The following is a 22039-nucleotide window of genomic DNA, read 5'->3' on the forward strand; positions in this document are numbered from 1 at the left end:
TTCTCACAGAAGACAAGTCGGATACTCAAGACCGCTCTGGCTGATGGACGAGTTCGATGTAGTCGGTGACTTCTTCGTTTTCGCTCACTTCCTGCTCGAGGGTGGTCATTTGCGCCTCGATGGTCGGACTTGATTCGTAGTCGGCGGCATATTGATACAGCCCATTCGTCACTTCAGTCATTCGACGTAAGCGCACAGGCAAGTCTGTACCGGATGCAAAACGAATGATGAACGTGACGTCTCCTTCTAACGGGAGGCGCAGGGCAGCATAAAAATGCAACGTTTGATCCGTTCTTGACGTCAGTACAATCGAAGAGAGCCCAACCGAAACTGGCTGTTGCCGAATCGTCGTAATCGTGATACCTGCTTGGATGTAACGATTTTCGGACGCCTCATGAGCATCGAACGGATCGGGAATCAGTTTCCCCGTCTCCATCATCTGCAAGAAGGCATTCTCTCGGACCGGCGGACTGAATAGATATCCTTGAATCGTCTTGCAACCGAGCTGTCGCAACAAGAGCAAGTCCTCCATTTGTTCAATCCCTTCAACCACGACACCTAACCCGAATTCTTTCGCCAAGACTACGAGACTATGAATGATGGCCCGCGCTTGTTTGTTCTCTGATACTCCATGACCAAAAATCCGGTCAATTTTGATGGTATTCACTTGAAACTGTTGCAGATAGGCAAGCGACGAGTAGCCTTTTCCGAAATCATCAAGCGCAAGTTGAATCCCGAGCGCCCGCAACGAAGAAAAGACATTCATGATGTGATGCGACGCATCGAGCTGTGACGTCTCGGCCACTTCAATCTCAATCCAGTGCAACGGTACATCGTGACGTTCACTCGCTGATTCGAATGTGTTGAATAATTGCTCATGATACAAGTATTTCGGAGAGACGTTCAACGAGATTGGAATCTTATTCGGGAGCGTCGCTAAAAAGCGAAACACCTCTTCAATCAGATAGTCCGTCAATCGGATGAACAGATTGCTCTCTTCTGCGAGCGGGATGAAGTCTAGCGGGGAAACGACACCCCACGTCGGATGTTCCCAACGCATCAACGCTTCCGCTCCTATGATATCACCTGTCCAGGCGTTCACTTTCGGTTGATACAACAAATAAAACTCATTCCGGTCAATGGCGCTCGGCAAGTCACGTAGCAACTCGAATCGCTTCAATTCATCGAGATTCATGTGTGAAGCGTACAAGGAAATCGCTGCCGCTCCCGACTTCCCGGCCCTGCCCATCGCCATATAACTTCGACGAATGAGTGTCGTCTCGTCTTCCGCATCATTCGGATAGCGACTGACGCCAATCTGCATGTTCGGATAAACGGTATATGGTTCAAGTTGGAAACAGTGCTTCGATAACGTCGCGAGCCGTTCCCCGATTCGAATCAACCACTCCTCTTCATGATGTCCCGGCATGACGACAAGGAATGTATCTCCGTCCAAATGACCGACAATCGCCTCGTCCGGCACCATTCGTTTCAATTGATTTGCCGTCTGGATACGCCATTCATCTCCATATTCGTATCCAAACGTCCGATTGATATCACCGATTCGATTAAAGGTCACTGTGAACAATACGAACGCCATATCCGTTTGAATCAATCGCGTGATTGACTGGAACATCGTCTCGCGATTCGGGATGTTCGTCATCGGATCAAACTCGCTCAGTCGAAGCACCTCGGCTTGCTGTCCTCTCACTTCGGTCATATCACGAATCAACGCTTGAAACCCACGTACCCGACCCGTTTCATCGAACAAATGCTGTCGGTACTCTTGAATCCATTTTTGCTTCTTTCCGACAAAAATCCGATACTCGAGATTCACAGGTGTCGTATGACGTGTCTGCTCATTCGCCTGATTGACTTTCGCTAAGTCGTCCTGATTGATGACAACTTTCCAGTAATTCGGGTGTGCGTTGAATTGTTTCACCGTATACCCGAAGATGGCCTGAAACTGCCCTGTCGCGAACTCAATCTGACTCGTATCATAACTATAATCACAGATGGCCGTATCGGATGCTTCGCAAACGCGACGCAATAGCTCATCTTTATCAGTCAATTCGTTCTCGATGCGCTGCTGATCTTTCGTTGAAAAGATGACGTATGTGATGACGTTACGGTCGACAGAGAGCGCCCCCCGCACAGTCACCGGCAAATCTTCAGACGTCAACTGATGACGCAATCGAATCTCCATCGCGAAGTCTGCCCCATCATCGGCTGTTCGCAACGTCTGAATCACTTGAGTCAACCGTTCCCAATCATCGGGATGAACCGTTTCCCGGATTTCTTCCACCTGCATCTCGTTCAATCGCCGCCTTGAAATACCGAGAAAAGACGAGACTTGAGAAGAGAAAGAGAATGACCTATCCGCGAGATGTATTTCGATGACCATGAGACCAGGCACCTGTTCGAGTAACTCCCGTCCCACTTTCATAATGGCGTAACGGTTTTGCGTGTCCCATTCGGCGCTCATGTCCTTGACGATACCGTATACGCCTTGAATGAGTTGTTCTTTATAAAGCGGGGTGCATGTTACTACGAGCTTTCGCTGTTGCCCCGCATATGCTTTGACTAGTTCAAAATGAACCGTCTCCCCGGCTAACGCCCGTTCGTGATATGGAGCAAACTCTTCCGTATCTGCTGGTGATAGCGCGAAGTCGTCGAATAAAAGTCCCATCTTTTCATTCGAATCGATTAGTCGACCATTTGTATCGAGCACGTAAATGGCATCCGGATACTGTTCAATCAAGAGCGAATCCACATGGAACGGGAGAATCGGTCCAGCTGACAGCATATCCGTGACATCACCATTGACGCGATGAATCCACTTTTTGAAAATCGCCATACAAGCTCTCCTTTCGAAAGAGATGGAAGTTTCAAACGTAAATTCTCGTGTTCATACAAAATAACTAGTTTGTAAAGCATTAATTACCAATTACCCATAATTGTTCCATTAGAAAACCCCACTCGTTTCAAAGTGGGGTCAATGATTAGTTGCGTTCGAGGACGAACGTCTTGTATGCAGGCACGTTTACTTTTCCAGTTGCGCGCTTGATTGTCTTCGTTCCGGCACGGTCGCCATCGACAATTACGTTCCAGCTCCCTTTAGGAAGGGTGACTTGGACATTTGTCGGGTTGGCGTTATGCGTGATGAACAAGTCGTTCTTTTGACCCGGTGCATCTTCGTCAATCGTGTATGTGATGACATTCGCTTCCGCTTTGTGGAATGTCAAGAATCGTTTCACATCGCTCGCTTTTGTCATCCGAAGACCTGGGTTGGCTTTACGCATCTCAATCAAGCCTTTCATGTATTGAACGTCCGCCTTGCGGTCGGCCGCCCGTTTCCAATCGAGCTGGTTGATTGAGTCTGGTGATTTGTAGGAGTTGTGGTCGCCTTCCTTCGTGCGCATGAACTCTTGTCCAGCGTGGAGGAATGTCGTCCCTTGACTCGTCAAAATGATGCTTGAAGCGAGTCGGTGCATCTTCGTCTTGTCCATTTCTGATGCGGTTGGGTTCGTCAACTCCAGCTTATCCCATAACGTGTGGTTGTCATGGGCTTCAACGTACGTGATGGCTTGCGTCGGCTCTTTCGTGAATCCTTTAATCGTGTCGCTATAAGCGATCTCACCGACGATTCCCGTCTTCACGCGATTTTCCATGCCCTCTTTTCCGTTGACGAATCCTTTGTCCTCATCGAAGAAGACGCTGCCTTTCAAGCCGTCACGGATGTTGTCATTGAAGTGGGCGATGCCCGGCATGTCGTAGGCGTTCTTTTGATTTGCTTTTAATTCAGCATCGAGCGGCGTACCAAGGTCCCATCCTTCTCCGAAGACGAGAATCGACTTGTCGACTCGATTCAACTCCGAACGAACCTTGTTCATCGTGTCGACGTCATGGATTCCCATCAAGTCGAAACGGAATCCGTCCCAATGGTACTCTTTTGCCCAATAGACGACCGAGTCGACGATCAGCTTTTGCATCATCGCCCGTTCGGAAGCCGTATCGTTTCCGACACCTGTTCCGTTGGCAAAGTCACCACCCGCTGTGTAGCGGTAGTAGTAACCCGGTACGATTTTGTGCAAGTTCGATGCCTGTGCATCGAACATGTGGTTGTATACGACGTCCATGACGGCACGTAAATTGTTGTCATGCAATCCTTGAATCATCTGTTTCATTTCCATGATGCGTACTTTCGCATCGTAAGGATTCGTTGAATACGACCCTTCTGGTGCATTGTAGTTTTTCGGGTCATATCCCCAGTTGTACGTCGCCATCGGATTCGTCTCATCGACGGAGGCCGTGTTGAAGTCATAGACCGGAATGAACTGAACGTGTGTCACGCCGAGATCTTTGACGTGATCGAGCCCTGTCTTCGTTGCCGTTTTCTTTCCGTCAACGAGAAGACGCGTTCCTGGTTCGATGACACCGAGATACTTTCCTTTGTTTTGGATGCCTGAGTCGTATTTGTCCGTCTTCACATCAAAGATGGAGAAATCACGGACATGCGTCTCATAGATGATCGCGTCCGTCGATTGTTTCAACTTCGGTTTCATCGAATTCCAACGTTTTGGATCTGTCTCTTTCAAATCGACGATGACACCTTGGTCACCGTTCACGCCGACAGCCGTCGCATACGGATCGACCGCACGGACCTTCCCTGTCGCATGGGTCACTTGGTACGTATAACCGATGCCGTCCAGGTCACCACGAACTTCCGTTACCCACGTGCCGCGCTCACCGCGCTTCATTTGAATCACTTTCTTCATATCTTTGTCGTTCGTCGGTCGGTTCGTCGGCATGTTCCACAGTTCGAGCTCGACTTGTTGAGCCGTCGGTGCCCAGAGGACAAACTTCGTTTTCGACTTTTGGTACGTGACACCGAGTTTACCGTCGTATGCATATTTCGCATCGAATTCTTTCGAACGAAGAACTTTGCCGGCCTGGAGCGTCTGTTCTCCGAACTCCGGGTGCGAGGCTTTGATGACTTTCGCTAAATCGATGTCTGCTTTGAATTGAATCGTCACCGACTTGTCGCTAGCTTTTTCAATCGATTCCACCGTTGCCCCGTCTACGCTCAATTCATCGATGAACGCATCCGTGATGACGCGATTCGTTGTGAGTGTTGCTTGACGGAACGTGTCCGCCGAGAACGAGACAAGTTTTGGAGAGCGATCGATTTGTGGCTCTGAATAGTAGATTGTCGAATCTCCTTCAACGAGCCAAACCTCTTTCGCAGTCCCGAGAACGAATCGGTCTTCCCCATCCTTCTCCGTCCATTCTCCTTTTTTCGTGATCAAGCCCATGAGTTTCTTCGATTCCGGGTTGGCGAGTTTCACGTTCGCGACGGCACCGAAATCATCAGCCTCATCGAAGGCGATGCTCTGCCCGTCCCCACCGTCCGGCCAAGCCCAAAGACCCCAGTCCGTATATGTATTGTCGTAACGGAAATAATGAACTTTCATATCGATTTCCGTCGAAGCCGTCTCCCCGTCCGGGTTTGACGTATAGATGGTCGGATCGCCTGACTTGATCCACACTTCGGCGACGCCATCTTGAATCATATCGCTTGTGATGAAGCGGTCGTTCTCAGAACCTTTATCTTTGTCCCAATTATCCGTGCGGACGATGAGACCGATTTTTTCAGGTGAATCGACTGGGAATTCGTAAGCCGCCACCTTTCCGAATGCATCTTCCCCGTTGAATGTGAAACCTTTGTTCGGGAAGTAATCTGGGCCGTTCGCCCAAAGCCATAAGTTCCAATCCTTTTCGTTATCCGGCGCCTCTTGATAATGGACGACGACAAGCGTCGACTTCCCTTTATCTAAAGCGGACGTCGGCATCGGAAACATTGACAGAATCAGTGCAAACGTTAGCACAACTGCCCATACGGGTTTCCATTGCTTTTTGACCATGAGGGTCCCTCCTTGTAGCACTATTTTGAGAAAACGCTTACACAGAAATTGTAAACGGTTTCTTTTAGTGAAGCAATGTTATTTTAGTAAAGTAGAGCACTAAACACCTTTCCTCCACAAAAAGGATTGCTTTCCGAGAGTTCAACCTGTATATAGAATTTAAGGAGGAAAAACTTAATTGCTATCACTTACAAACTTGATTAATAACCTAATTGCCAACGCGAGCCTTTTGCTCGTTGGTCTATATCTGATCTCACGTTTTACCAAGCTCGGTTTCACAAATAAATTACCTATTCGGCGTCAGATGACCATCTCCATCCTCCTAGCAGGACTCTCTATGATCATCACGCTTCATGGTGTACTTTGGAACGCTCAAGCGGACTTTCAGTATGGATTTGTCCCACTCATCATTTCTGCTTTGTACTTTGGGATATCTGGTCTGCGTATCACGTATGTGACGAGTATTATCCTACTTCCGTTTATCGTTCCCGGAGAAATGCTACTTCTGATCACACTCCTAGATTATTCCGTAGCAGCTGGAACAGCATTTCTGTTCTTACGAATGCGCGAACGGATCCAGCCGACACAAGATATTCGAATCGTAAATATGATTAGTCTTACGTTCATTGCACTCTTCTCTATTCTCAACATGACGAACTATAAGGAGCCAAGTGCATATTTTATGACACTCATCTGGTTTTTATTCATCGGTTACGCGGCAGGCTTCTTTTTGCATATCGTGTATGGTGGCATACGAAAAATCGAACGCTCTGAACGTCTTATCACAAAATATAAAGAAGCGGCTTATACGGATACATTAACGGGGTTAGGTAATAGAAGACAGTTTGATGAGGAAATGAAACGCGTCGATGAAGAAGTGTTCACGTCGCCGAACGAGATTGCGTTGTTGTTAATCGATATCGATCACTTCAAATCAGTTAATGATACGTATGGACACGATGCGGGTGATGCAATTTTAGTCGAGCTCGGTCAGCGTCTCTCTGGAATCGCGCGAGCAGATGACATGGTCTGCCGAAACGGTGGAGAAGAGTTCTCTGTTTTACTTGCCGACTGCAACCTTTCGCAAGCCATGTCGATTGCGAATCGCTATTTGACCGAAGTCTCGAAACAACCGTTTCAATTACCTGACAGTTCGACGCTTGAGGTCACCATTTCAATCGGAGTATCGAGCACTTCTGAACGAAAGGTCGTCACGTCCGCTCAACTAATCAAAAAGGCAGACATCGGTCTTTACGTCGCCAAACGGAAAGGGCGAAATCAAATCGGCAAATGGAGTCAACAGAAAGCAAACTGACCTCTCACATTTGTGAGAGGTTTTTCAAAGTTTATTCCATTCATCGAGCGACTCCAAGTAACGAAGATAGCTCATCTTGATTTCTTCATCCGTCAAATCCGCTGGTAAGAGTGGCCGTGGGACGAGACCTGTGAACTTGGCACCTCCGACATGCGCAAAAATATAAGAGGCGACTTGCTCAGACATATACCTCGTCAAAAAACCGGTCACATACTTCCCGTCTTTGCTCTCGAAGACGATGTCGAGTCGTCGTCCTTCCTGTTCATCGATGATCAACTGGTTGTAAAGTCGATGTGCCTCGTCTTTGTACTTGTATCTCATCCCGCGTCTCGCATTATCATCAATCTCCCACTGATGGTCTTGTCGCTCTTTCGTCGTGAAGATTTTCTCGAGCGTTCTTGGGTCATCAATCGTTAAGCAACAAAAGATATGTTCATAGGACAGTTGATCGTCGTTCACCAAGTCCATGATGTCCGTCTTCGGGATGATCCTTGCCTTGTAGCGCACCATGACACGACGGACGACTTCTTCTTTGTCAAAAATGAGCCACTGCTTCCGTCGCTCAAATTTCTCATGTAACATCTTATAATCCATCCGCTTCACCTCACGTACAGCATATCAAAAGACGACGTCCGGCAGTTGCGGACGTCGTCTTGCTTAGTTCCCGTATTTTTTGAACAACTGATAATTCTTATTTCCACCTGACAAGTTGTACACATCGGTGAATCCGAGGTTACGGAGCACGTTCTGTGCCGCGTTGCCCGTCACGCCTCCGTTACAGTAAACGACGGTCGGTTTGTCCTTGTCCATGTCTTTCGCCGCTTCCCGAAGGTTACCGAGTGGGACGTTGACCGCACAATCGACACACGCCTTCTCGAACTGTGCTGCTTTCCGCGTATCGATGATTTGCATGTCTTCCCCGGCATCGATTCGTGCCTGAAGTTCGGCCGGCGTGATGAGTCGAGCCGCCTTGTCGATACTGTTCGAAAGCACCATCCCCGTATACATGACCGGGTCTTTCGTCGTCGAGAACGGTGGTGCGTAGGCGAGGTCGAGATGGAACAAGTCGTCCACTTTCGCCTTAAGGGTGATGGCCGTGACGAAGACGTCGATTCGTTTGTCGACTCCTTCAAATCCAACGATTTGGACGCCGAGCAGTTGACGCGTCGCACGGTCGGCGACCGCTTTAATCGTCATATCTTTTCCACTCATATAGGCAGGCTTATCCGGTTTCGTGTTATGAAGTACCTCGATATCGTATCCGAGTTCGCGTGCTTCTTTTTCGGCGAGACCCGTCTGTGCGACGGCAAGTCCGAACACTTTGAAGATGCCCGTTCCGAGGATGCCCCGATGTTCGAGGTGACCGCCCGTGATGACGTCCCCGGCGGTCCGCCCCATCTTGTTCGCTGTCGAACCAAGTGGACGCCAAATCGGTTTCCCTGTCACGATCGAGAAACTCTCCGCGACGTCTCCTGCCGCATAGACGTCTGGGATGTTTGTCTCCATCCGCTCATTGACGGCGATCGCACCCGTTTCACCTAGTTTGACTCCCATGTTCATGGCGAGCTCGACGTTCGGACGGACTCCGACAGACAAGATGACGAGGTCGGTCTCAATCGCCTTCCCACTCTCCGTGACGACCCGTTCGACGTGTCCGTCACCGACAAGTTCTGTCACGGTCTCTCCGAGCATGAGCTCGATTCCGTTCTTCTCGAGGTGTTCCTCAACGCGACACGCCATATCCTTGTCGAGTGGTGGCATCACTTGCGGTACACGTTCGATGATGGTCACGTCCACACCACGAAGCTTCAACTGTTCCGCCATCTCTAGACCGATGAAGCCGGCTCCGATGATTGTCGCATGTTTCGGGTCTGTCGAATCGACGAAGGAGCGTGTCGCCTCCGCATGTTGGATGTTTCGAATCGGGAAGACGTTGTCCGACTTCACCCCTGGAATCGGTGGGATGATGCTCGACGCACCCGTCGCAAGGACGAGGACATCATATGAGTCCGTGAACGTGTCACCCGTCTCTAAGTTTTCAACCGTCACCGTCTTCGTGTCTTTGTCGACTGACGTCACATTATGACGCGTCATCACGTCGATGTTGTAGCGCTTCTTGAAGAAGGCCGCATCGCGCGGTGTCAAATCGTCACGTGACTCGACTTCTCCGCCAACGTAGTAAGGAATCCCACAACCAGAGTACGAGATATCGTAATCTCGATCGTAAATCGTGATTCGTGCGTCTTCGTTGTTCCGACGCGCTTTCGCCGCAACCGATGTCCCTGCAGCGACTGAACCGATGATGACTAGTTTCATATATAATCCACTCCTCAATAAAGTAATAAGCTGATGTATAGGCCGAGCAACGTGATAGCCAATGTCGGAATCGTCAAGATGATCCCGACTTTAAAGTACTGCCCCCATCCGATTTTGAGGCCTTTCGTACGAAGGACGTGGAGCCATAGAAGCGTCGCTAGCGACCCAATCGGGGTAATCTTTGGACCGAGATCGGAACCAATGACGTTCGCATAGATTAACGCTTCCCGAATCTGTCCGGTCGTATGCGTCAAGTCGATGGCGAGCGCATCAATCATGACGGTCGGCATATTGTTCATGACCGATGACAAGATGGCGGCCAAAAAGCCCATCCCGAATGTGGCACTGAAGCTGTTAACCGCGAACCAATCGATAAAGTTCGCCAATACTTGAGTGAGTCCGGCATTTTGTAAACCGTAGACGACAATATACATCCCGAGCGAGAAGAAGACGATGGCCCACGGTGCACCTTTGATGACTTGCATCGTCTGGACCGCTGACGAGCGGTTCGCCATCACGAGGAAGAACAAGGCGATGACACCCGCGACGAGCGAAACGGGGATCTCGACTAAATCACTCGTGAAGTACCCGATGACCAGTAAACCGAGTACAATCCAGGATAAGCGGAACATCGTATGATCTTTAATGACGGACGAAGGTTCAGCCAACTGTGAGGCGTCATACTGTTTCGGGATATCTTTTTTGAAATAAAGGTACAACACGAGCAGACTCCCCGCGACCGCGAACACGTTCACGAACACCATCCGCGCGGCGTACTCGGCGAACCCGATGCCAAAGAAGTCGGCTGAGACAATGTTGACGAGGTTCGAGACGATGAACGGAAGACTCGCCGTATCGGCGATGAATCCGGATGCCATGACGTATGCCAAGACGACCGCGTCCGGCAGTTTGAGTGCGCGGACCATCGCCAAGACAATCGGTGTCAAGATCAGCGCCGCCCCGTCATTTGCAAACAAGGCTGCGACGAGGGCACCGAGTAACGTGATATAAACGAAGAGTTTCACCCCGCCACCTTTGGCGATTCGCGCCATGTGTAACGCGGCCCATTCAAAGAATCCAATCTCATCTAAAATGAGTGAAATGATGATGATTGCGATAAAGGTGAACGTCGCGTTCCAAATGATGCCCCAAACCGTACCGACATCCTCTAAATTGACGACGCCCGAAACGAGAGCGATGACAGCCATCCCCATCGCCGAGTAACCGATGCCGAGGCCTTTCGGTTGCTTGATGATGAGGAAAAGCGTCACAAGAAAAATTAAACTAGCAAACCACTGCACAATGTAATCCTCCAATAATCTCTATTTATTTTTTAGCAACTCGGCTGCAAACCGTGCAACACGAGTGTCATTCCCTCTTCTGTTGATTCAACGTCGAGCGTGACGTTCGCGGACAACGCTGTAGCTTCGTTCGCCACGGCAAACGTAAGGTCGTCGAAGTGCTTCACCTCATCGGTCGCTTCCGGTGTCGCTACGGCCAAACCTAGTGTCGGTCCACAGCAACCGGCCTCCGTGATGATGCGGACCGATTTTGTCTGCTCCTCCTCTAGCGCTGTTTTTAAGTAATCGATGGCTTCATTCGTGATGTTCATTTCACTTCCTCCTTCAATAGTTGGGATAACGCGGAATATCCGACCGGCAAATGTTCTTGCCAGGCGAGCATCGTTGGACGCCGATAGCTGTTCACACGTTCGAGCCATAGGACTTCATTCGCGACTTTCGCGGTCAATAGTTTGCTCGTGACATCGAGTGGCGTGAACGATTGATTAACGACCCAAGCGAACGGTAGAATCTTAGCCCGATTCAAATCTGCTACGAGTCGTTCAGCTTCATATACCGGCGTCGCTTCAGGCAAGGTCGTGATGATGACGTGCGTTTGTTTCGGATCACGTAATTTCGGCAACAAATCTCGGACTGCTTCCGGGACAACGCCAGTCGAGCGTTCGAGTTCGCGATGATAACTCTCGGTCGCATCTAACAGAAGAAGCGTGTGTCCGGTCGGTGCCGTATCGATAACGACGAAACGGTCTTTCGCTTTCGCTACCTGATTCGCAAAGGCACGGAAAACGGCGATTTCTTCGGTGCACGGCGAACGCAGGTCCTCCTCGAGCATCATACGTTGCTCTTCATTCAGGTTCCCTGCTTCCTTGAACACATCCTGTCGATACCTCTCAATTTCAACTTTCGGGTCAATGGCATCGACCGTGAACGTATCTGCAATGTTTGTCCCAATCGTGAAAGCGACATGAGCGGCCGGATCCGTCGTCGTCAAATGAACAGAGTGCCCTCTTTCATGAAGCGCGACCGCAATCAGCGAAGCGAGTGTCGTCTTCCCGACGCCACCTTTCCCCATCGTCATGATGACACTTGGACCGTCCGCCTCAATCTCATCAACGAGTCGATCAAGTGATCCGTAACGACTCGAGTCATAGCATGCATCTGCGACAGCGACCGTCTCTCCGTTCACAAAGCGCCGAAGTGCAGAGACACCAATCAGATTTTCGTAAGCATATGGAAGTTTGAATGCCTCGAGGTCAGTTATGCCTTCAGGAAGTTCACGGAGTGCTTGTTGCTGACGCTCGATGAGCCGCTTCGTGTATCGGTCTGCCCCTTCATCCTGTTGGACAAGACCGTTGATGATGAGCTGCATTCGCTCGATGCCGATGGCGCGAAGTTCGGTCGCGGCACGCTCCGCTTCGATGAGCGTGGATGTTTCGGGACGGGCAACGAGAAGCAGCGTCGTCTCTTTACCATCAGTGAGCGTCTCAACGGCCTTTTTGTACTGCAATTGTTTGTCAGCTAAACCGGCAAGCGGACCAAGGCAAGACGCACCTGTCGTATTCGTCTCCAAAAATTCATCCCATGCACTCGGCAAGGTGAGTAGGCGTAACGTATGACCGGTCGGTGCCGTGTCAAAGATGACGTGATCGTACGTCTCACGGGCTGACACGGACGTCAACAAGTCCGTAAATTGGTCAAATGCCGCAATCTCAACCGTACAGGCACCGGATAATTGTTCTTCCATCGACTGAATGGCCACGTCCGGCAATACACCTCGATAAGGTCCGACCATGCGTTCCATATATTGTTTTGCCGCTTCTTCGGGATCGAAGTTGGAGATGGCAAGCTTTGTTTCCGGAACGAGGCGCGGCGTCTCATCGAGTTCCATCTCAAACACGTCTTGTAAATTACTAGCCGGGTCGGTCGAAACGAGTAAGACACGCTTGCCACGGTCGGCGAGCGTCAGGGCGAGGCTTGACGCTGTCGATGTCTTCCCGACGCCACCTTTCCCGGTCAAGAACACATAACGGGTCGGTTCAATCGTATGAAAATCAAATGTCTTCATGAGCATATCTCCTTATTTCTTCAGTGAGATGCGAACTTTCGGCTTTTCTCCATCTTTCTTGGCAAATGCGTCAACCGGTAGTCCCGTCAACTCCGCAATTTCTTCATCTGTTAAATAGGCACCCCGTTTTACGATTTTTCCATCAACTACTGTGAGCGGGAGCATCTCGAGCCCGTTTGCAATTTCAGCTTGCACCTTGACATTTTCAACGAATCGATTCGGTTCCGATGCCAGGTTATAGCGTGACACATCGAAGCCTCGCTGTTTCAACACGTAGTGAATTGTCGCCACTCGCGTCAGTTCTAGATCGATGGATGGACCACATAATCCTGTTGGACAGCACATTGCCGGTTCAAACACTTCAAGTTTCATCGTTGACTCCTCCTTAAATTGCACATTCGGTGTCACAGTCGCAACTCACATCGATTGTCTCAATCTTGTCGAGCAAATCGACGACAATCCCATAAAAAGGGCTTGTCTCATTCAATCGATAGTGGATCCATTGTTTGTCTCGGCGCTCTAATAACAGTCCAGCCTGACGCAACATCTTCAAATGACGGCTGATTGCCGGCTGTGAGATGTCAAAACAGTCGACGAAACTACATGCGCACTGTTCCCCTGCTTCCATCTGTTTCAGCATGGTCAATCGAGTCGGATCACCGAGCACCTTGAGTACTTTGCTTAATTCTTCTGCAGTGTACATTTCCACTTCCCCTTTCTGTATAACCTAATTGTTATATAACGTATCCGTTATGAAATTACCATACTTTTCAACTTCATTCAATTGTCATTTCAAAAAAAATCCGTTATGATGAAACACGTTGTGAAAACACGTAACGTTGGAACATTTCCTTTCATATAATGTGGCATTTGATCTTCGTGAGACTCGAAGATCAAAGTCAAAATATAAAGAGAGGTGTGTTCTTCTTGGAAAAAATGAATACAATCAAACAAGACTGGCTCGGTAACGTCCGAGCAGACGTCCTTGCGGGGATTGTTGTCGCTCTCGCCCTCATCCCTGAGGCGATCGCGTTCTCACTCATCGCTGGCGTCAACCCGATGGTCGGGCTCTATGCTTCGTTCATCATCGCCATGGTGATTTCAATCGCAGGCGGTCGCCCTGCGATGATTTCGGCTGCGACCGGTGCGATGGCGCTCGTCATCGTCTCACTCGTCGCCGACCATGGTCTTCAATATTTGCTGGCCGCTGGGATTCTAACGGGTGTCATTCAAATCGTACTCGGTTATCTCGGCATCGCCCGCTTAATGAAGTTCATTCCACGCGCCGTCATGGTCGGATTCGTCAATGCGCTTGCCATTCTGATTTTTCAAGCGCAACTATCCAACTTTGAAGGGGAAAGCTGGATCATCTGGGCAATCGTCGCCGCGTCACTCGCCATTATCTTCTTATTTCCGCGAGTCACAAAAGCCATCCCTGCACCACTTGTCGCCATCGTCGTCATGACGATTTTAGCCATCACACTCGGTCTCGAAACGAAAAATATCGGAGACATGGGAACAATCTCAGCAACACTCCCGGAATTTTTATTCCCGAACGTCCCGTTGACGTTTGAAACGTTGTTGATCATTCTTCCTTACTCGATTTCCCTCGCATTCGTCGGATTGATCGAGTCGCTCTTGACGGCACAAATCGTTGACGATATGACAGGAACGGACTCAAACAAAAACCGTGAATCGCGCGGACAAGGGATTGCGAACATCATTGCTGGGTTCTTCGGTGGGATGCCAGGATGTGCGATGATTGGGCAATCGGTCATCAATGTCTCATCGGGTGCTCGTGGACGTCTGTCGACACTTACAGCCGGTCTCGCGCTCTTCATCATGATCATGACAATCAGCGACGTGCTCATGCTGATTCCGGTCGGCGCGCTCGTCGGGGTCATGTTCTTCGTCTCCTATGCGACGTTTGACTGGGGTTCGCTCAAAGCGATGCGTACCGCCCAAAAATCGGATACGGTCGTCATGCTCGTCACCGTACTCGTCACCGTCGTCACACATGATTTGTCACTCGGTGTACTCGCCGGGATTTTGACAGCAGCAATTCTCTTCGCTGCTAAAATCTCAAAAATCGATCTCGAGCGAAAGTTCGATGCCGACAAGGCTCATTACATGGTGAACGGTCAGCTCTTCTTCGCCTCGACATCTGAATTCGTCAATCAGTTCGACGTGACAGAGGATGCTGAAGCCGGTATCCAAACAGTCACCATCGACTTTGCGAACACGCATCTTTGGGACGACTCCGCCATCGGGGCAATCGATAAGGTCATCTTCAAATATCGGGAAGTCGGAATCGAACCGGAACTGCTCAACTTGAACAAAGACTCGGAAAAACTGCTCAACACGCTCGCCCTTCACTTGAAGCAACAAGACGCGAACGCAGGGCACTGATTCATCATTTCCCCGTTTCGCCAAATCACCTATACTAAAAGTAGAACGTGCGAAAGAGGAGGAGTTTTTCATGGGAAAGGTATTTTTAGCGGCAGATGGTTCTGCCCACTCGAAACGTGCGCTAGAAAAAGCGATTCAGCTCGCAAAGGCGTCAAATGCATCGATTGATATCGTGCACGTCATCAGTGCGAAGGAATCGAAAGAAGCGGCCCTCAATTCGACAGGGAAAATCGACTTGGAGACGAAGCGAAAGCAGATGCTCAAGCCACTGTTCGATTTGACGGAAGCAGAAGGCATTGCCTACGAATACATCGAACTTCGTGGGGAGCCGGACGTCGAGCTCGTCAAATATGCGAACCATGAGCCATATGAATACGTTGTCGTCGGATCACGTGGATTGAACACGTTCCAAGAATTCGTGCTCGGTAGCGTGAGTCATAAACTGGCCAAACGAGCTCTCGCTCCTGTCATTATCGTGAAATGATGCATCGTCCCCATCTCCGTCGTGAGATGGGGATTTTTTGTGTCACATACAGGGGACATACCGTTCATGTAGAATGTTTTAAAGACAGCTAATTCAAAAGGAGGTTCTCGCGATGGACATCGCAAATGACCCGAATACACTTTTTCTCATCTTACTACCTGTTTTGATTTTGCAACTCATCCTGCTCGTCGTCGCCTTGATTGACTTGTTCAAACGCGACATGACAAATGGCCCGAAATGGGTATGGCTTCTCGTCATCGTCTTCATCAACATACTCGGCCCAATCGTATACTTCTTATGGGGACGGACTCCGCGATGAAAATCACACATGTAACGAAGCGATTCGGCTCCTTCACGGCGCTCGATGATGTCAGTTTCGAATTACGACCGGGTTGCACGTCCCTCCTTGGAGAAAACGGTGCTGGGAAGACGACGCTTTTGAACTTGCTCGCCCGCGTCACCGAACCGACAAGTGGCGATATGACCGGACACGAACGTATTCGGATTGGCTATTTGCCTCAGCGCCCTGCCCTCTATCCATCGTTGACTCCCGTCGAGACGATTCGGTATGCCGCTGAATTGACGGGGACCAAACACGTCGAGCCGATTCAACTATTGAAACGAGTCGGGCTCGAACCGGTCGACCGGCCGGCAGCGAACTTATCGGGAGGGATGCGACAGCGTCTCGGGATCGCCCAAGCGCTCGTCCATGACCCGGAACTCTTACTGCTCGATGAACCGGTCTCGGCACTCGACCCACGCGGTCGACGAGAAGTACTCGATCTATTAAGTGACTTGAAACGAGAGCGAATGATCCTGTACTCGACGCACGTCCTGCCGGATGCCGAAGAGGCAAGTGACTGGGTGCTCCTGCTTCGACAAGGCAAATTGCTCATGGAAGGAACCGTGACCGACCTGCTCGGTTCGAAGTCGACCATTGAGCTACGTCTCTTTGACGATGGGACGACCGATGCAGACTGGACGCAGTTAGAAGGCGTGACCCGAACAACCAAACGTGGTTCGACGTGGACGTTTGAGTCAACGGACCGGAATCTCGCCGAACGGGCGATTTTGCGGCGCATCCTGGAACGGAACCTCATCATCCAATCACTACACGTCGGGCACCCGTCACTCGAATCTTTATTCTTGGAGGTGAACGCCTGATGCGTACCGCAATCTTTAAACAGGAATGGCGAGAGTCATGGTCGAACAAACGACTCATTTGGATTCCAATCGTGCTCATGCTCCTTGCCTCGATGCAACCGCTCACGCTCTATTTCTTACCAGATATCCTCGCTTCCGGTGGCAACTTACCGGACGGCGCCGTAATTGATCTCCCGACACCGACACCAGAAGAAGTGTTGATTTCAGTCAGTGAACAGCTTCGCCAAATCGGTCTTCTCGTCGTCTTGTTGTCGGCGATGCATACATTCAGTCATGAGCGAACGAACGGAACGCTCGCTTGGCTCAAGTCGTTACAAATCCCGACGTCTCGCATCGTTATCAGCAAATGGGCACATTATGTCCTCTTGACGGTCGGTGGTCTCGTACTCGCCCAATTAGCGGCCGCTTACTATACGGTCATTCTTTTCGAGGCGTTTGATGTAACCGCATTTCTCATATCCACAGCACTTCTTGTCTTTCATTTTGTCGTTCAGCTCTCCATCTTCATTCTCTTCGCTGCGATGATTGAGAGCGGTGTTGTCGCAGTCGTCTTGACGCTCGGTCTTCATTTCGTCATGTCGCTCCTCATCGGCTGGGTCGACCTCGATTGGATGCCATGGATGCTCGGTCCACTATCGAGTCAGGTGTTCTTGACAGAAGTGAATCTCGTGTGGCCGATTGTGACCGGAACCGTTGTCGTCATCCTATCCCTGTATATGGCGTCGAAACGACTTCGGTTCATGAGTCATACGGCGTAAACGTCTGACCTTACAAATGATTCATTTGCCACAGCTTCATCTTGGATAAATATGGGTATCTCTTCTGTATGCATACAGAGGAGGTCACATGAATGACATGGAAAAGAAGGGTCGGCATCGGTCTGTTAATCGGTGCAGTGTGGACGAGTCCACAGTTCGCGTCCGCTGAGGGTTCATTCCAACAGACGGAGGATGGCATCGTCTATACATCGAGTGACGGGACGGTGTTGACAGGGTGGCAAGTAATCGAGGGTCATACGTACTATCTGAATGAAGATGGTACCCTCCTCACAGGTTGGCAGGAAATCGAAGGTGCTACATATTATTTTGAGACAGACGGTCGACTCATCACGGGTCCCCATGCGGTCGACGGCACGACATACACATTTGACGAGAACGGGAAGCTACTCACCGGATGGCAAGAACGCGATGGTCTCGTCTATTATTACGACGAAACCGGTCAAGCCGTCACCGGCTTCCAGACAATCGAAGGCAAACGATATTACTTCAACGAGGACGGGGTCCGACTCTCGGGATGGCAACAGTTTGGTGACGCCAAACATTATTTCTTCCCAGACGGCACCATTCGTACAGGCATGTACACGATTGACGGCAAGAAATATTATTTGATGGAGCAAGGAAAGATGGCGACCGGATGGCAGACGATCAGCACACGACGCTATTATTTCGGGACTGACGGGGTACGTCGACAAGGTCTCACCCGAATCGGTGAAAAAGTGTATGGATTTCATCCCTACTATGGGTATCGCCTCGAAGGGTTGCATCGGATTAACAATCGTCACTACCTGTTCGGAAAATACGGCGATCGTAAGTATGGCCTTCAACAAATAAATGGTGTGATGTACGGCTTCCATCCGACCTATGGCTACCGACTAGAAGGTGTCTACACATTGAATGCACGCGTCTATTCGTTCGACCCATACGGACGTCGTGAGTACGGATTTCAAACGGTCGATGGGAAGAAGGTCGGATTCCACCCGACTTACGGATACCGCCTGAAAGGGAAATTCCGATTGGATGGAAAGACGTATCACTTCCATTCGACCGGTGTGCCGGAGAAAGGATGGAAATACACGACCCAGTACGAATATTATGATCCGGCCTTGACGAAAAAGACGGATTGGCAAGCCATCGACGGCAAATGGTATTATTTTGATACATACGGAAAGATGTATCAAAACCGTCGTGTCGGAAACGCCTCGTTCGATGCGCGTGGTGCCTATTCTCAGGCACTGTCCATCTATAAGATGAGCGTCCCACTTTATCGTCAGTTCCCGATGGGGTATCCGTCAGGCTGCGAGTTCTTCTCCCTCAAAATGGCACTTGAAGAAAAAGGGCGTGCCGTCAGCGCCTCGACCTTATATAACGAGATGCCAAAGAGTATGTGGAACGCTCGCTATGAGAACCGCTTATATCGGTGGGTCGACCCGAACGTCATGTTCACAGGAGATCCGAAAGGGACGCTCGGAAAATATAAGAACTATGGGATTTATCCAAAAGGCATGATTGAATTCGCCAGTAAGTATCGTCCGGTGAAAGACTTGTCCAATCAAGGGCTCGGCTCGATCGAACGCGAACTGTCGATGGGCAACCCGGTCATCGTCTGGGCGAGTGTCGACTTCAACAAACCATACGGCTACTTCAACTGGTATACCGCTTCGAACAAGAAGTTCACCGGCTACGTTAACTATCATGTCATGTTGGCAACCGGCTATGACAAGTCAAACTTGTATATCAACGACCCATATCGCGGTCGCTTGGTCATCCCTAAGTCAAAAGTGAGCGCCGTCATGAGCGCGACGGGATGGAAAGCGCTCGCGGTCAGATGAGTAAAAAGGAACGTGTCTTTCATCGAAGGACACGTTTTTTATGTCCGACTAGGAGAAAAGTATGAAATTAAGAAATATAAATTCCTATTTTTATGATTAAATATTGAAATTAAATTTCTGAATGGTACACTCCTGTTAAGAAATTGAAGCGCTTACATGAATCGAAGGAGGAGTTTCTGATGAAAAAGTGGATGGGTGGTATGGCTGCGTTGACGATTCTCACGACTTCCATCGTCTGGTTGGATGCCGATGCGAAGTCTGAACCGAAAAAACCAAAGGTCGAACTCGGGGTCGACCGGTTGATGGAAAACCCGGAAATCTTGAAAGGAAAACGGGTCGGACTAATCACGAATCCGACCGGGATCAACGCGGAGAGAACGAGCATCGTCGACCTATTTGACCAGTCCGATGACTTCGAGTTGACGGCATTGTACGGACCAGAGCATGGCGTTCGGGGAGATGCCCAAGCCGGATCGACGGTCAGTTCCTACATCGATGACGTGACGGGGTTGCCTGTATATAGCCTATATGGTGCCACGAAGAAACCGACTCCTGAGATGCTACAAGATGTCGACGTGCTCGTCTTTGACATCCAAGACGTCGGGACACGCTACTATACGTATATCTATACGATGGCGTATGCGATGGAAGCCGCTGCCGAGAACGGGATTCCGTTTGTCGTCCTCGACCGTCCGAACCCGCAAGGCGGGCTTCGCGTTGACGGTCCGGTGCTCGACCCGGATTACTCCAGTTTCATCGGTCTCTATCCGATTCCACTAAAGCATGGGATGACCGTCGGTGAACTCGCGCGACTGTTCAACACCGAGTATCAGATTCAAGCCGACCTTGAAGTCGTAAAAATGAAAGGTTGGAAGCGTTCGATGATGTATGAGGACACGGGACTCCCGTTCGTCATGCCGTCCCCGAACATGCCGACGACCGACACGGTCAATGTTTACCCTGCGACCGGATTGTTTGAAGGAACGAACTTATCCGAGGGGCGCGGGACGACGAAACCGTTTCAGCTGATCGGCGCGCCGTATATAAAAGCGCATGAATATGCGAATGAGCTGAACGGGCTCGACTTGCCAGGTGTCGCTTTCCGGGCTGCCTCGTTCACGCCGACGTTCTCAAAACACGCGGGCAAACTGACGCACGGGGTTGAGGTCTATGTCACTGATCCAGCTCGATTCGAATCGACAAGAACTGGGATTGCGATGATTCAAATGGCTCACAGCATGTATCCGGACGACTTCGAGTTTTTAGCGAATGACTTCATCACGAAATTGACAGGAAACGCCTACGTGAAAGATATGATTCTCGAAGGAGCTCCGCTTGAAGACATCCTGACGAAAATCGAGGACGAGCGGGACGCGTTTCTCCCAATTCGGAAAGAGTATTTACTGTATAAATGAAGCAAGGATGGGCTCACGAAGAGTCCATCCTTTTTGTAATGAAATGGTAAAACCAAAAATCACCCAAACGATATAGAATATAGGGAGTCCCACAAAAGGAGTCGATTCCATTGAAGAAGCATCTCTCTCTACTACTCACCATCATTCTGACACTCGGTGTGATCGGGTCGCCCTTCTCTATCAACCGCGTCCAAGCATATTATGAGACGTCGATCAACACGACCGGTTACGTGACCAACATCAGTCAACTCAACGTCCGACAGTCGCCTTCTTTGAGCGCGAAACGACTTGCACTCATTCCGCGAGACGGTTCGATGCGTGTCCGGACATCGTTCCAATTGGACGGTGTGCGCTGGTATAAGATTCAATGGGGCAGCGGCTACGCTTATCTGCCCGCCAAGTATGTCCGCTTGTCCACTGCTGAGGTGAAATTTACGAAACCGACGTACGTCAAACCGTCGAGCGTTTATTTAAAATCACGTCCGCTCACGACCTCTTCGAACGTCAAGTTCGTCCGGCAGGGTACAGAACTTGAGACCGTGTCATATCGCTATACCGGCACATCACGATGGTACAAGGTGCGCTACGGTTCATACACTGGGTACATCCTCGCCAATCATGTCAGTTTCACGTCGCCCGTCAACGTGTTGACTGAGACAAACAAAGAACGGAAGGCTGCCGGTCTCTCTCTTCTCGCCGCTTCGAGTGAGGCGAACCGTGTCGCCCAAGTCCGCGCCGATGAGATGGCGCGTACGGGTCAATTCTCGCACACGCTCAAGGAGAACGGTACACCCGGGGACACGTTAGACGCTTACGGCGTCTCGTATCGGGGCTGGGGGGAGAACATCTATAAAGGATCGAGCGACCCAGTCCGGGCGGTCGATGCATGGATGAACAGCAGCGGTCATCGCGCGAATATCTTGAATGCGAATTATACGCACCTCGGGATTGGCAAAGCGACCGATGCCCAAGGGTCGACCATCCATGTTCAAATCTTTTTGACGAAATAACCGCTGAAGGACAGTCACGTCGTGGCTG

Annotated in this window: 18 protein-coding genes; 9 read left to right on the forward strand and 9 right to left on the reverse strand. The window is 50.1% G+C overall.

Annotated elements, in window-relative coordinates; genetic code table 11:
* Positions 1 to 25: 25 nt before the first annotated feature.
* Positions 26 to 2857, reverse strand: coding sequence for an EAL domain-containing protein (locus tag GVY43_RS07875; protein ID WP_159562788.1), 2832 nt, complete (start codon positions 2855 to 2857; stop codon positions 26 to 28).
* A 145-nt stretch (positions 2858 to 3002) separates the two neighbouring features.
* A complete protein-coding gene (pulA, locus tag GVY43_RS07880; protein WP_159562789.1) occupies positions 3003 to 5924 on the reverse strand; it encodes a type I pullulanase in 2922 nt (973 codons plus the stop codon).
* Between the two features lie 178 nt (positions 5925 to 6102).
* On the opposite strand from pulA, the gene GVY43_RS07885 reads away from it, so the two are divergent.
* The gene (locus GVY43_RS07885) at positions 6103 to 7239 is read left to right on the forward strand and encodes a GGDEF domain-containing protein (RefSeq protein WP_159562790.1); all 1137 of its coding nucleotides are present in this window, start codon (positions 6103 to 6105) and stop codon (positions 7237 to 7239) included.
* A 24-nt stretch (positions 7240 to 7263) separates the two neighbouring features.
* Here GVY43_RS07885 and GVY43_RS07890 read toward each other — a convergent pair whose 3' ends face one another.
* The 7 genes from GVY43_RS07890 to GVY43_RS07920 form a co-directional block, all read right to left on the reverse strand.
* Positions 7264 to 7833, reverse strand: a complete 570-nt coding sequence (locus GVY43_RS07890; protein WP_159562791.1) for a hypothetical protein — start codon at positions 7831 to 7833, stop codon at positions 7264 to 7266.
* 63 nt (positions 7834 to 7896) lie between these two features.
* Positions 7897 to 9555 (reverse strand): FAD-dependent oxidoreductase, encoded by a 1659-nt coding sequence (locus GVY43_RS07895; protein WP_159562792.1) that lies wholly within the window; start codon positions 9553 to 9555, stop codon positions 7897 to 7899.
* A gap of 14 nt (positions 9556 to 9569) precedes the next feature.
* Entirely contained in the window at positions 9570 to 10856 is a 1287-nt protein-coding gene (locus GVY43_RS07900; protein ID WP_159562793.1) for an arsenic transporter, read from the reverse strand.
* A gap of 32 nt (positions 10857 to 10888) precedes the next feature.
* The gene (locus GVY43_RS07905; RefSeq protein WP_074036072.1) at positions 10889 to 11167 is read right to left on the reverse strand and encodes a Fe-S cluster assembly protein HesB; all 279 of its coding nucleotides are present in this window, start codon (positions 11165 to 11167) and stop codon (positions 10889 to 10891) included.
* Complete coding sequence (gene arsA, locus GVY43_RS07910; RefSeq protein WP_159562794.1) at positions 11164 to 12921, reverse strand: arsenical pump-driving ATPase; 1758 nt, start codon at positions 12919 to 12921, stop codon at positions 11164 to 11166. The genes GVY43_RS07905 and arsA overlap by 4 nt, the downstream gene beginning before the upstream one ends.
* Before the next feature lie 12 nt (positions 12922 to 12933).
* On the reverse strand, positions 12934 to 13293 hold the full coding sequence (gene arsD, locus GVY43_RS07915; RefSeq protein WP_159562795.1) for an arsenite efflux transporter metallochaperone ArsD: 360 nt from the start codon (positions 13291 to 13293) through the stop codon (positions 12934 to 12936).
* A gap of 13 nt (positions 13294 to 13306) precedes the next feature.
* Positions 13307 to 13624, reverse strand: a complete 318-nt coding sequence (locus GVY43_RS07920) for a helix-turn-helix transcriptional regulator (protein WP_012727076.1) — start codon at positions 13622 to 13624, stop codon at positions 13307 to 13309.
* Positions 13625 to 13857: 233 nt separating this feature from the next.
* Between GVY43_RS07920 and GVY43_RS07925 the strand changes: the two genes are divergently transcribed.
* The 8 genes from GVY43_RS07925 (at position 13858) to GVY43_RS07960 (ending at position 22011) form a co-directional block, all read left to right on the forward strand.
* Entirely contained in the window at positions 13858 to 15330 is a 1473-nt protein-coding gene (locus GVY43_RS07925) for a SulP family inorganic anion transporter (protein WP_201302266.1), read from the forward strand.
* Positions 15331 to 15400: 70 nt separating this feature from the next.
* Complete coding sequence (locus GVY43_RS07930; protein ID WP_047794988.1) at positions 15401 to 15814, forward strand: universal stress protein; 414 nt, start codon at positions 15401 to 15403, stop codon at positions 15812 to 15814.
* Between the two features lie 112 nt (positions 15815 to 15926).
* Entirely contained in the window at positions 15927 to 16133 is a 207-nt protein-coding gene (locus GVY43_RS07935; RefSeq protein WP_012727079.1) for a PLD nuclease N-terminal domain-containing protein, read from the forward strand.
* Positions 16130 to 16978, forward strand: a complete 849-nt coding sequence (locus GVY43_RS07940; protein ID WP_159562797.1) for an ABC transporter ATP-binding protein — start codon at positions 16130 to 16132, stop codon at positions 16976 to 16978. Before GVY43_RS07935 ends, GVY43_RS07940 begins: the two co-directional genes overlap by 4 nt.
* A complete protein-coding gene (locus GVY43_RS07945; RefSeq protein ID WP_159562798.1) occupies positions 16978 to 17736 on the forward strand; it encodes an ABC transporter permease in 759 nt (252 codons plus the stop codon). Before GVY43_RS07940 ends, GVY43_RS07945 begins: the two co-directional genes overlap by 1 nt.
* A gap of 92 nt (positions 17737 to 17828) precedes the next feature.
* Positions 17829 to 19586, forward strand: coding sequence for a C39 family peptidase (locus tag GVY43_RS07950; RefSeq protein WP_159562799.1), 1758 nt, complete (start codon positions 17829 to 17831; stop codon positions 19584 to 19586).
* Between the two features lie 191 nt (positions 19587 to 19777).
* Positions 19778 to 21001: an exo-beta-N-acetylmuramidase NamZ domain-containing protein gene (locus tag GVY43_RS07955; RefSeq protein WP_371730229.1), complete on the forward strand. Its 1224-nt coding sequence runs from the start codon at positions 19778 to 19780 to the stop codon at positions 20999 to 21001.
* Positions 21002 to 21111: 110 nt separating this feature from the next.
* Positions 21112 to 22011, forward strand: a complete 900-nt coding sequence (locus GVY43_RS07960) for a CAP domain-containing protein (RefSeq protein ID WP_159562801.1) — start codon at positions 21112 to 21114, stop codon at positions 22009 to 22011.
* Positions 22012 to 22039 lie beyond the last annotated feature (28 nt).

The organism is Exiguobacterium sp. 8H (assembly GCF_902506255.1).
Lineage (GTDB): Bacteria > Bacillota > Bacilli > Exiguobacteriales > Exiguobacteriaceae > Exiguobacterium > Exiguobacterium profundum.

Bases quoted from the DNA above. Each gene is read 5' to 3' on its own strand.
- GVY43_RS07875 (WP_159562788.1), bottom strand. From the start codon at position 2,857: ATGGCGATTTTCAAAAAGTGGATTCATCGCGTCAATGGTGATGTCACG.
- pulA (WP_159562789.1), bottom strand. From the start codon at position 5,924: ATGGTCAAAAAGCAATGGAAACCCGTATGGGCAGTTGTGCTAACGTTT.
- GVY43_RS07890 (WP_159562791.1), bottom strand. From the start codon at position 7,833: ATGGATTATAAGATGTTACATGAGAAATTTGAGCGACGGAAGCAGTGG.
- GVY43_RS07895 (WP_159562792.1), bottom strand. From the start codon at position 9,555: ATGAAACTAGTCATCATCGGTTCAGTCGCTGCAGGGACATCGGTTGCG.
- GVY43_RS07905 (WP_074036072.1), bottom strand. From the start codon at position 11,167: ATGAACATCACGAATGAAGCCATCGATTACTTAAAAACAGCGCTAGAG.
- arsA (WP_159562794.1), bottom strand. From the start codon at position 12,921: ATGAAGACATTTGATTTTCATACGATTGAACCGACCCGTTATGTGTTC.
- arsD (WP_159562795.1), bottom strand. From the start codon at position 13,293: ATGAAACTTGAAGTGTTTGAACCGGCAATGTGCTGTCCAACAGGATTA.
- GVY43_RS07920 (WP_012727076.1), bottom strand. From the start codon at position 13,624: ATGTACACTGCAGAAGAATTAAGCAAAGTACTCAAGGTGCTCGGTGAT.
- GVY43_RS07925 (WP_201302266.1), top strand. From the start codon at position 13,858: ATGAATACAATCAAACAAGACTGGCTCGGTAACGTCCGAGCAGACGTC.
- GVY43_RS07930 (WP_047794988.1), top strand. From the start codon at position 15,401: ATGGGAAAGGTATTTTTAGCGGCAGATGGTTCTGCCCACTCGAAACGT.
- GVY43_RS07935 (WP_012727079.1), top strand. From the start codon at position 15,927: ATGGACATCGCAAATGACCCGAATACACTTTTTCTCATCTTACTACCT.
- GVY43_RS07940 (WP_159562797.1), top strand. From the start codon at position 16,130: ATGAAAATCACACATGTAACGAAGCGATTCGGCTCCTTCACGGCGCTC.
- GVY43_RS07945 (WP_159562798.1), top strand. From the start codon at position 16,978: ATGCGTACCGCAATCTTTAAACAGGAATGGCGAGAGTCATGGTCGAAC.
- GVY43_RS07950 (WP_159562799.1), top strand. From the start codon at position 17,829: ATGACATGGAAAAGAAGGGTCGGCATCGGTCTGTTAATCGGTGCAGTG.
- GVY43_RS07955 (WP_371730229.1), top strand. From the start codon at position 19,778: ATGGGTGGTATGGCTGCGTTGACGATTCTCACGACTTCCATCGTCTGG.